This window comes from Ruegeria sp. AD11(2025), from assembly GCF_056542405.1.
The window spans coordinates 1-10,659 of sequence record NZ_JBQFZU010000055.1 but is presented as its reverse complement, the minus strand read 5'-3'; the positions used below and the strand labels follow the sequence as shown (position 1 = coordinate 10,659).

Annotated in this window: 8 protein-coding genes; 5 read left to right on the top strand and 3 right to left on the bottom strand. The window is 56.3% G+C overall.

What is annotated here, in order from left to right:
* On the bottom strand, positions 1-345 hold a 345-nt coding region (locus ACR1XY_RS23580; RefSeq protein ID WP_480597133.1), incomplete at its 3' end, for a GntR family transcriptional regulator.
* A 159-nt stretch (positions 346-504) separates the two neighbouring features.
* Here ACR1XY_RS23580 and ACR1XY_RS23575 point away from each other — a divergent pair.
* The 5 genes from ACR1XY_RS23575 (at position 505) to ACR1XY_RS23555 (ending at position 6,726) form a co-directional block, all read left to right on the top strand.
* A complete protein-coding gene (locus ACR1XY_RS23575) occupies positions 505-1,587 on the top strand; it encodes a quaternary amine ABC transporter ATP-binding protein (protein ID WP_480597131.1) in 1,083 nt (360 codons plus the stop codon).
* A 9-nt stretch (positions 1,588-1,596) separates the two neighbouring features.
* The gene (locus ACR1XY_RS23570; protein WP_480597129.1) at positions 1,597-2,568 is read left to right on the top strand and encodes an ABC transporter permease; all 972 of its coding nucleotides are present in this window, start codon (positions 1,597-1,599) and stop codon (positions 2,566-2,568) included.
* A 21-nt stretch (positions 2,569-2,589) separates the two neighbouring features.
* Entirely contained in the window at positions 2,590-3,582 is a 993-nt protein-coding gene (proX, locus tag ACR1XY_RS23565) for a glycine betaine/L-proline ABC transporter substrate-binding protein ProX (RefSeq protein WP_480597127.1), read from the top strand.
* 73 nt (positions 3,583-3,655) lie between these two features.
* Positions 3,656-4,606, top strand: coding sequence for a GlxA family transcriptional regulator (locus ACR1XY_RS23560; protein WP_480597125.1), 951 nt, complete (start codon positions 3,656-3,658; stop codon positions 4,604-4,606).
* 233 nt (positions 4,607-4,839) lie between these two features.
* A complete protein-coding gene (locus tag ACR1XY_RS23555) occupies positions 4,840-6,726 on the top strand; it encodes a DEAD/DEAH box helicase (protein WP_480597122.1) in 1,887 nt (628 codons plus the stop codon).
* Between the two features lie 521 nt (positions 6,727-7,247).
* Here ACR1XY_RS23555 and ACR1XY_RS23550 read toward each other — a convergent pair.
* Positions 7,248-8,912 carry a Na/Pi cotransporter family protein gene (locus tag ACR1XY_RS23550; RefSeq protein ID WP_480597120.1) on the bottom strand — a complete coding sequence of 555 codons (1,665 nt, stop codon included), beginning with the start codon at positions 8,910-8,912 and terminating at the stop codon, positions 7,248-7,250.
* Between the two features lie 198 nt (positions 8,913-9,110).
* Positions 9,111-10,463 carry a (R)-1-hydroxy-2-aminoethylphosphonate ammonia-lyase gene (gene pbfA / locus ACR1XY_RS23545; protein WP_480597118.1) on the bottom strand — a complete coding sequence of 451 codons (1,353 nt, stop codon included), beginning with the start codon at positions 10,461-10,463 and terminating at the stop codon, positions 9,111-9,113.
* Positions 10,464-10,659 lie beyond the last annotated feature (196 nt).

Below are 10,659 nucleotides of genomic sequence, written 5' to 3'. Positions count from 1 at the left end.
GAACGCCTCCTGCGCCGCCTTGAGCGCTCCAACCTGCACACCCGTCGCATTCTTCGCCGCCAACTGCAAAACAGCCCCATACATCATCGGGGCCGCCAGAAAGAAATCCCGTAAGGTCACATGTGACATCTCGCTGACCCGCGCACCCCGGTTCTCTCGCAGATCGACATAGCCCTGACCCGCCAATTGACGCAAAACCTCGCGTAATGGTGTGCGCGATAGCTCAAACTCCTCTGAGAGTTTCGACTCGTCCAAGTCCGCGCCCGGGCGCAGCTCAAGCGTCATGATGGCCGTTTTCAGGTAGTCGAAAAGCTCCGTCTTTTTGCGCTTGGACGCATCCTTCATTCCAATCTCCATCGTTGCTTCTGAACCAGTCAGGTCAAGATGACGCTGTTATTCAAGTTGAGCAACCATATTGCGCAAATTGTGCTACAACAAAATACACATTGTGTACAAGAAAAAATTGTGCTGTATGCATGAAATGTTCTTGAAGGGGAGAGTCTGGTGGCCACACAATCGGAAGAGGCCGTGATCGATTGCCGCAACTTGTGGAAGATTTTTGGTTGCCGCGCTGATGAGGCGATGAAATCCGTTCAGGAACAAGGGCTTGGAAAGCTGGACGTTCGCGATCGCTTTGACTGCATCGTCGGAGTTCAGGACGCGAGTTTCACCGTCGGACGTGGTGAAATCTTCTGCATCATGGGGTTGTCGGGCTCGGGTAAATCGACCCTGATTCGCCATGTGAATCGGCTGATAGAACCCACATCGGGCCAATTGTTCATTGAAGGACAGGACGTCAACAAGCTGTCCGCGCGGGATCTGCGAGAAGTGAGAGCCGAGAAGATCGGCATGGTGTTCCAGAACATGGCGCTGATGCCTCATCGCACCGTGCTGGACAATGTTTCCTTCAGTCAGGAAGTTCGTGGCCACGACCTGAAAGAGCGTCGCGAAAACGCGATGCGCGCGATTGACGCGGTGGACTTGAATGGCTGGGATCAAAAATACCCTGATGAACTCTCTGGCGGGATGCAGCAGCGCGTAGGTCTGGCCCGGGCGATTGCAGCCGACCCCTCGATCCTGCTGATGGACGAGCCGTTCTCGGCCCTCGACCCTCTGATCCGCCGTCAGTTGCAGGACAAGTTCATGTCCCTGTCCGCGGAGATGAAGAAGACCACGCTGTTCATCACCCACGATCTGGACGAAGCGATCCGCATCGGGGACCGCATTGCCATCATGAAAGATGGTGCGCTTGTACAGGTCGGTACGCCCGAGGATATCGTCACCAATCCCGTCGACGATTATGTGGCCGACTTTGTGGCCGGCATCTCGAAGCTCGAACTGATTTCCGCTGGCAAGATCATGGAGCCGGTGGAAGCGTTCGAACAACGGCGCGGACCAGTTGATCCCGAGGCTTGGCCCGAAGCCCATCCGGACCATTCCCTTGACGACCTAGTCAACCTGTCCATTTCGACCCAACACCCGGTTGTGGTCAAGGCGGACGGCAAAGCGGTTGGGATCGTCACCAAGAACGCCCTGCTGCGTGGCATTCAGGGTGATGTCGACGACCCGGCAACAATGAAGCACTGAGAGGGCATCATGGCAGAGAAAGAATTCAGTATACTCGATCCCTTCTCGTCAGTGGATCTTGGTATCGCCGAAAGCGCGGATGGCGTCAAAGGTTGGGCCATCGCCAACAGGGGTATCATTCAGCCCATCAAAAACGTTTTCAACGAAATGATTGTCAGCATCGACACGGCTTTGAACGCGGTTCCGCCGCTGATCATGCTGATTATCATCACGCTGATCGCATGGCAGGCGGCAGGGCGGCGCACGGCCATTCTTGTTGCGACCGCGATGACCGTGCTGGGCTTTTTGTCACCCAATGCGTGGGGTCTGGCAATGACCACGCTGGCAATCGTCGTGTCAGCGGTAATCCTGTGTTTCTTCATCGGTCTTCCGTTGGGCATTCTTGCCGGAAAGAACGACCGTTTCGAAGCGGCCATTCGCCCCATTCTGGACACCATGCAAACCATCCCGGCCTTTGTGTATCTGGTACCGGTGGTCATGTTGATCGGCATCGGCAATGTCTCGGGCGTGGTGGTGACAATCATCTTTGCCTTGCCGCCCCTGATCCGTCTGACCTCGTTGGGCATCCGGGGCGTGAACCCGTCGGTGGTTGAAGCCGCCCGGGCTTTTGGCGCCAATCCGCGACAAGTTCTGTTCAAGGTCGAGTTGCCCTTGGCCACCCCGACCATTTTGGCAGGGGTGAACCAGACCATCATGCTGTCGCTGTCAATGGTTGTGATCGCTTCGATGATTTCGGTCAAAGGACTTGGCAACGAAGTGCTGCGGGCCATGGGCAGGCTGGATGCCGGCAAGGCTCTGGTTGGTGGTCTTGGGATCGTGATTCTGGCCATTGTTCTGGACCGGATCACGCAAGGCATGGGCCAGTCGGGTCGCGAGCGCGGCCATCGCCATTGGTATGAAGGCGGCCCCGTCGGCGCAGTCATGCGCCTGATCAAAAAACCACAACCCGAAGAAACACCTGAACCACAGAAAACGCACTAATCAACAGTGAGGATCCTAAAAATGGTCATCAAGTCCACGTTGGCTGCTATTGCCGCCGCAAACATCCTGAGCACGGCTGCCTTTGCCGACGGTCACCTGCCCGGCGAAGGCGTCACCGTGCGTCCGATCATTCAGCCGATCACCGAAGAGCTATTCCAGCACCGAATCCTGTTCAAGGCTCTGACTGATCTGGGCTACGATGTTGCGGAACCGGAAGAGGTTCAGGCGCAAACGCTGCACCTGGCTCTGGGAACTGGCGACGCGGATTTCACCGCGGTCCATTGGAACGGTCTGCATGACACGTTTTTCAAGGAATCCGGTGGCGATGAGGTTCTTGAAAAGGTTGGCACCCTGATCGATGGCGCGTTGCAGGGCTATCTGATCAATAAATCCGCCTACGACGCTGGTGTGCAAAACCTTGGCGATCTGGCCGACCCCGAAAAAGCTGCGCTGTTCGATGCCGACGGCGACGGCAAGGCCGATCTGGCAGGCTGTGTTCCCGGTTGGGGTTGTGAACGCGTGATCGAGCATCAACTCGACGAGTTCGGGCTGCGAGACACGGTTAACCATAACCAGGGTGAGTATAACGCGATTATCGCCGACACGATTGCACGCAACGAAGGCGGCGAAAACGTGCTGTATTATACCTGGACCCCATATTGGGTGTCGGGCGTTCTGATCCCGGGCGAAAACGTCGAGTTTCTGGCTGTGCCTTATTCTTCACTGCCAGATGGCGCGACAGCCGAGACCACCTTTGATGGCAAGGACCTAGGTTTTGCCGTCGACAGCATCCGTGTCGTGGCGACCGATGACTTCCTGGAGGCCAACCCTGCAGCCGCGAAGCTGTTCGAGGTTGCCAAAATTGACATCAACGATATTTCGGCGCAGAACAAGATGATCGCGGACGGCGAAGACAGCTCGGATGACATCGACCGCCATGTTGATGAGTGGATCGCGGCAAACAAAGCTGCGTACGACGGCTGGCTGAAGGCTGCCCGCGGCGCTGCGCACTAACCTCAGGGAATATCCCTGCTATTGAAACTGCGCGGTTCGTTCCGCGCAGTTTGTTTTTGAACCGATGACCACCATGTCCAATCCACAGCACTTTGTTTTTCTGCTCATCGAAGAGTTTTCGCACCTGGCGTTTTCCTGTGCGATTGAACCTCTTCGCATAGCAAACCTTGTGCAGGGTGAAGAGCTGTACAAATGGTCGATCTTGTCCGAAGACGGGGAATTCGTCACCTGTTCGAACGGCACTAAAACGGTTGTGGATGGCGGATTAACAAGTATTCCAAAATGTGATCGTTTGTTCGTTTTGTCAGGCATAAACATGCAGGCACATGCGTCGCGTTCACTGCTGGCCGCACTTAGACGCGAGCGTGCCGGGGGCACTCGGATCGGAGCGTTGTGTTCCGGAGCCTGGCTACTGGCAGAGGCAGGCTTTCTGGACGGCACTGATGCGGCTATTCACTGGGAGTACCACGACAGCTTCATGGAGGCCTTTCCTGAGGTCAATCTTGTACGCAGTGTGTTTACCGTCGATAGCAAATTCATAACTGCATCCGGCGGCACGGCCACCGCGGACCTGATGCTATATCTGATTGAGAAGGATCACGGCCATGATCTGTCCGTCGCAGTGTCTGACCAGATGGTCTATAACGCCGTTCGCAATGCCACGGCAGAACAGCGTGTTTCGATCCAGTCTCGAAATGGAATGCGAAACGCCCATTTGGCCAAAGCGATCCAGATTATGGAAAAGTCGATCGAGGCACCGGTTTCGCCGTCTAAGATAGCGACGGAAATTGGGATATCGACGCGTCAGCTGGAACGTTTGTTTGGAAAGTACCTCAATGCGTCCCCCAAAAAGTACTTTATGGAGATGCGACTAGACCGAGCGCGTAAGCTGCTATTGCAAACAGAAGCCTCGGTTACGGAAGTTGCATTTGCCTGCGGCTTCGAAAACCCTGGCCATTTCGCGCGGGTGTACCGCGCCCATTTTGGGATTACCCCACATTTGCAGAAGAACAAGATCGGATGAATTGCGATCTTATAGATAAAACAGCCAGCTAGCAGAGTTGCCGGGTACAAATCGACTACTCCGGCTTCTTATTGCCACAGGCCACATCGCGTGGGTTTCTAACCCGAAAGCGCCGCGGACACGCATTTTCCACCCTATACATCCGGTTGTTCTCTCGGTAAGAGCTGCGCTTCGATTATGATCCGTGTGTTGGACGCTCTGAGGGTGACAGCATCACCCAAGAAAGCCGAGCCATGAAACAGACTCTCGCAGATGCGCTGAAGCGCAAAGGATATGACACACTGACCCCTGTCCAAGAGGCCGTGACTGCGCCAGAGCTGCAGGGCCGGGACATGTTGGTATCGGCGCAGACCGGATCGGGGAAAACCATCGGGTTCGGTCTGGCCATTGCGCCGACCATTCTGGGCGACGCGCAAGCCTTCGATACCGCGGATGCGCCCTTGGCACTGGTCATCGCGCCGACGCGAGAGCTTGCCATGCAGGTCAAACGCGAATTGGGATGGCTTTACTTCGATGCGGAAGCTTTCATTGCCTCATGCGTTGGCGGCATGGACATGCGGGATGAACGCCGGGCGCTGGCCCGGGGGGCGCATATCGTTGTCGCAACGCCGGGGCGGTTGCGCGATCATATCATGCGCGGCTCAATCGATCTGACCGCTGTGCGTGCGGTGGTTCTGGACGAGGCCGACGAAATGCTCGATCTCGGGTTCCGCGAGGATCTGGAGTTCATTCTCGAGCAAACGCCGACCGACCGCCAAACGCTGTTGTTCTCAGCCACGGTTCCCCGCGCCATTGTCAGCCTTGCCGCCGGGTATCAACGCGATGCCGAGCGGGTCAGCACTGTCAGTGAACGGACGCAGCACGCTGATATCGAATACCGCGCGATGAGCGTGGCCCCTCGTGATGGTGAAAACGCGATCATCAACGTGTTGCGGTTTTATGAGGCGCCAAACGCCATCGTGTTTTGCAACACGCGCGCCATGGTCAGCCGGCTGACGGCCCGACTGTCGAACCGCGGTTTCTCTGTCGTGGCGCTGTCCGGGGAGTTGACGCAAAGCGAACGATCCAACGCCCTGCAAGCCATGCGTGACGGGCGTGCCCGCGTCTGTGTGGCAACCGACGTCGCCGCCCGCGGGATTGACCTGCCGAACCTGGATCTGGTGGTCCATGCCGAGCTGCCAAATAGTCATGAAACCCTTCTTCACCGCTCGGGCCGAACTGGGCGCGCCGGGCGCAAAGGGGTCAGCGCTTTGATCGTTCCCCCTGCTTCGTTCAAAAAGGCTCAGCGTCTGCTGAAATTCGCCAAACTGACGGCCGAATGGGGGGCTGCCCCTTCTGCCGACGAGGTCAACGCGCAGGACTTGCAGCGGATGTTCGGTTCGGACGATTGGCTGACGGAAATAACTGAGACCGAACGCCCATCCATTGATGAGCTGGTGGCAAGGTTCTCGCCGGAACAACTCGCCGCGGCCTATGTCCGTCAATACCAGCGGCAGCATTCCGCACCAGAAGAGTTGAGCGACGTCAAGGACGCCAGTCCAAAGCCAAACGCGCCCTTTGGCCCGAGCGTCTGGTTCTCACTGTCGGAAGGGCGCAATGACAATGCGTCTCCGCGTTATCTGCTCCCCATGATTTGCAAGGCGGGGAACATTACCAAATCTGATGTCGGCGCGATCCGTATTGCTGACGATGTGACCTATGTCGAAATTCGCGAAAGCAGCGTTCCCGGGTTGTTGGACGCGATCGGGCCCGAGATGAAGCTCGAGGGCACAAAAGACATCGTGAAGCTGGATGCCGCACCCGATTTTTCAAACCCTGCCAAGACAGGCCCCAAACGGGGCGCAAAAGGCAAAAGAGGTCCGGAGAAAACCGGGCAAAAACCGCCTCGCCTTACCAAACAGAAGCCTGCGAGGGCGCAAAAAAAGACGGAACCCAAGACTTCTGACAAGGTGAAAGCTGAACCCAAGCCCAAACGCGACAGCCTCAGCGGCCCTGGCAAAAAACCGAGCCGCCGCCCGAAAGGCCCGCCGCCACCCAAAGGTAAGCCAAGCAGCAAGAAAAACCGTGCTCGCGCGGCCGCCGCTAAGGGTGGTAATGCTATGCCAAGGCGCCCGAAATAGGCGAAACGTTTGCCAAAGTTCAATGGAGCATGCTTTGCTACACTGTTTTCGGATAGCTGCTTGAAAAGAGAGATTTTTTCCAATCCGGCAGCTGATCTGGTCAATGCCACTATGCCGAGGATGGTTAGTGTTTTCTTCACAGGCAGATGCGACGCTTCCTCCGTAAGAATGAACTCAAGCTTCCGTGAGGCCGCCCTCTCATCGTTGCAAGTAGCGACTGCCGTGCAACAGGTATCTCATTCGCCATCGTTCCCATTTATTTGAGAATGTTGGCGAAGAGCTCTTTCCGGGCGTTGGTGGCATTTCTTTTTGGTTCGCACGGCAAGATGCAAGTTAGTAAGTGTTGACCAGTTTTCGAGTTTGAACAACCAACAGGTCGGAAAAAACTTGGCTTGTCGGGGACGGTCAACTGTCGCGATTATTCAACATTACGCTAGGTGTCACCTGAGCCTATCCAACTGAACTGGTCCACCACTATGTTTAGGAAACGGAGGACCGATTATGGCAAACACGCTACCGCGCTAATCAGCTATTTCCTTTATCAATCGTGTCTCAAGCAATTGGCCATTCCGGTACAGAACTGGGTACGCAACAGACGCGATGTGACTGTTGAATTCACGAAACGCTCGTAACGTTTCCAGATGAATATCGCTGGTCTCAAAGCTTTCCGTTGTCCCGTGTTGCAACCGGCGTAGATGTCGTTTCCGGCTCTCGCGCTCCACCCGCTTTATTTCGGTTTTCTCTAAGCTGAGAAGCCGCGCGCTTTCCAGATCGTCTGAGATAAGTACGTTCGATGCCAGCTTCATATTAGCCAGAATACCCTCGTGCATCTGAACCAGTTCCGACCAGCCTTCCTGCGAGAAACTCGAGCCCTTGGCACGTAGTTCACTTGCCAACACGGTTAGGCGCTTTGCCACAACGTCACCCGCCGTTTCAAGCCGGATCGCAAGTTCCATAAGATCGCGCGCGGTTTTTGCATCCTGTTTTTCATAAAGTTCCGCCGGCATTGCGGCAACGAATGTCCGAATACCTGACAGGCACTGGTTTACGTCTTCGTCAATGGCCCGAACAGACCGGATCTGTTCTTTGTCTCCGCTGCGGTACAGTTCAAGGACGGGGCGGAACATGGTCTCGACAAGATCGCTCATCCGCAGCAGTTCTCGTTTGAGGCTTGGTATGGCCTGGCTGGGAATCGCGGTACTTTCCATGTCCAACGCACTAACCGGTCTTGTGGGTTGAGCACGCGGTTCTTTCTTCTGATTTGGCAAGAGCGTTTCTAACAGTTTCTGCAAACGGGCACAAAACGGAAGAGCCAGAACCAGAAGCGACAGATTGAAGGCAAGATGGGTGTTGACGAGCATCTGGCCCCCTTGCGGGTTGCCCAAAAACCCGGTGCGTAGGGTCAGGTTTGCAGCAAACAGGGTAATCAAAGCCCAGCTGCCCCGCAGCGCGAGATTGGCATAGGGTATCCGCCTGGCCGTCGCAGGCATCCCACGTGTCAACCAGATCGGAATGAAAGCCGAACCGAAATTCGCGCCAAAAACTAGCGACATGCCCGCGGCAAACGGGATCGCGCCAATCTGTACAAGCGTCACGCACATAAGAATGGCCGCTACTGACGAGTGCATCACAAATGCCAATGCTCCGCCGACGAGGAAGGCGGTGACATAGTCCCGGGCCAGATAATCGGCCACGGCAGGCAGAAACGCGCTATCGCGGATAGGATCCATCGCCTCTCGCAGGAACCTAAGTGAGATCAGGATAAAGGCCACACCCATCAGGATACGCCCCAGCTGTCGGGCTTTCTTGGCTTCGGTCTTGACGAACAGATAGCCGCCGACGGCGAGCAGCAACGGAACAAGCCAGTCCAGTTTGAACGAAAGGATCTGAATGACTAGAGCCGAGCCCAGATCGCCACCCAGCACAATGGCCAGCCCAACCGGAAAGCTAAGCATTCCGCTTGCAGCAAATCCCGAGCTTAACAGGGCTACCGCAGCCGAGCTTTGCAGCACCATTGCCATCACCACGCCCACCAGCGAAGCTTGCAAGTAACTGCGTTGCTGCGTCATCACCCGCTGGAAGGACGCGCCATAGCTGCGTTCGATCCCGGTACGCACCATGCGCACCGCAAAAAGCAGTAGCATGGTTGCCCCGGCCAGACTGATCAGAAAGGTGACAATTGCCATACTTCACTCCGACTGCAAACTCGGCTCAGGTCATCGCAGTTTTCATTCGAGACCCTGTAAATAGTGTTTCTTCTGACACGGCATCGCGCGCGGGCGTTCCAGTCGATTCTTTAGTGCTGCTTTCATTTAGGCACTGATCCGTATGGCTGCCGCTTTTTCGTTTAATCCTACAATGCGCGGCGGATGTGGCTCAGCGGGTCAAATCTCGTCTTCGATTGCAGCAACAACGATGTCGATCGCCCGGTCCAACTCCGCTTGGGAAATTATCAGCGGCGGCGACAGGGTCAGTACGCATCCCTGGCTGATCTTGTAGCTCAGCCCCGCCTCAAGACAGGCATAATAGATCCGTTCCGCGCGGGCGTTTCCCGGCGCCTTCGTGGTGCGGTCTTCGACGATCTCGATACCGAACATAAGGCCACGGCCCCGGATATCTCCGACGATGGGAACATTCTGCAGTGCGTCAATAAGGCGGGTCATTGCGTGTTTGCCCAACTTTGCTGCGCGTTCGACCAATCCCTCATCCTCGATGATCTGCAGCGTGGTCAAGGCGGCGCGGGCGGTAACGGGGTTCTTTTCGTGAGTGTAATGCCCGATGGCAAAATCCCCGCACACATCCAGGTTCTTGCGTGCAATGCAGGCGGCGATGGGCAGGATACCTCCGCCCAATGATTTTCCGATGGTGACAATGTCGGGAACGATCTCGTCATGCTCGAACGAGAACAACTGCCCGGTCTTGCCCAGCCCGGTCGGAATCTCGTCCAGGATCAGCAACGCGCCATGGCGGTCGCAGATTTCGCGCACTCGTTTCCAGAAACCCGGAGGCGGCACTATGGGGACGGCACGCATCGCTTCGGCCACCACGGCGCAGATGTCGCCTTCGCGTTCCAATACATAGTCGATCATGTTGGCACAGGCCTCGGCGCTGGCCTCAAGCGTTGTGTGCCCATAGGGGCAACGGGTAGGGTGGAATGGGGCCACGTGCTCAGTTCCCGGCAATAGTGGACCTGCGATGTGGCTGCGGAACGTGGCTTCTCCACCAATGCTTGCCGCGCCAAAACCTGCGCCATGGAATGCGTCCCAGAAGCTGAGCGTTTTGAACCTGCCTGTTGCGGCACGGGCGATTTTCAGGGCCACTTCATTGGCGTCCGAGCCGCCGGTGGTGAACAACACCTTGCCCAGATCACCGGGGGTGATGGCAACCAGCTTTTCGGCCAGTTCCACCGCCGGGTCATTGGTGAAGCGGCGTGGGGCAAAGGGCAGGTGGTCCAGCTGATCCTTGATCGCCTGCACCAATCGAGGATGACCATAACCGATGTGATGCACCGAATTGCCATGGAAATCCATGTATCGGCGGCCATCGAGGTCCTCGATCCAGATGCCTTCTGCCTGGGCAATCGTGCTGACGCAGGGGCTGGACAAGGATTGATGCAGAAAAACATCCGCGTCACGCTTCAGCAAAGGCGATGATTTGGGCCCAATGGACATCTTCAGCCATGCTTTGCGGGCTTCCGAAGTATTTGATTCCCCTTCGGTGTGGACAATCTGTGGCATTTCCGCTCCTCGCTGTCGCTTTGGAAAAGATGCGGACCCAGAAAGGTCCGCAAGTTCCAGGGAGAAATTTTGAGACCCCTGCCGAGAACGGAAAGGGTAGGAGTGTCAGCCTGGCCATGGCAGGGAGTATGTTTTGACGTTTGTGAAGAATTTCATCGCTTCGATGACACCTTCCTTGACGCCGTTGCCGCTGTCC

What these genes read in the sequence shown, in the direction of transcription:
- proX (WP_480597127.1), top strand. Translation starts at nt 2,590, where the DNA reads ATGGTCATCAAGTCCACGTTGGCTGCTATTGCCGCCGCAAACATCCTG.
- ACR1XY_RS23550 (WP_480597120.1), bottom strand. Translation starts at nt 8,912, where the DNA reads ATGGCAATTGTCACCTTTCTGATCAGTCTGGCCGGGGCAACCATGCTA.
- ACR1XY_RS23555 (WP_480597122.1), top strand. Translation starts at nt 4,840, where the DNA reads ATGAAACAGACTCTCGCAGATGCGCTGAAGCGCAAAGGATATGACACA.
- ACR1XY_RS23560 (WP_480597125.1), top strand. Translation starts at nt 3,656, where the DNA reads ATGTCCAATCCACAGCACTTTGTTTTTCTGCTCATCGAAGAGTTTTCG.
- ACR1XY_RS23570 (WP_480597129.1), top strand. Translation starts at nt 1,597, where the DNA reads ATGGCAGAGAAAGAATTCAGTATACTCGATCCCTTCTCGTCAGTGGAT.
- pbfA (WP_480597118.1), bottom strand. Translation starts at nt 10,463, where the DNA reads ATGCCACAGATTGTCCACACCGAAGGGGAATCAAATACTTCGGAAGCC.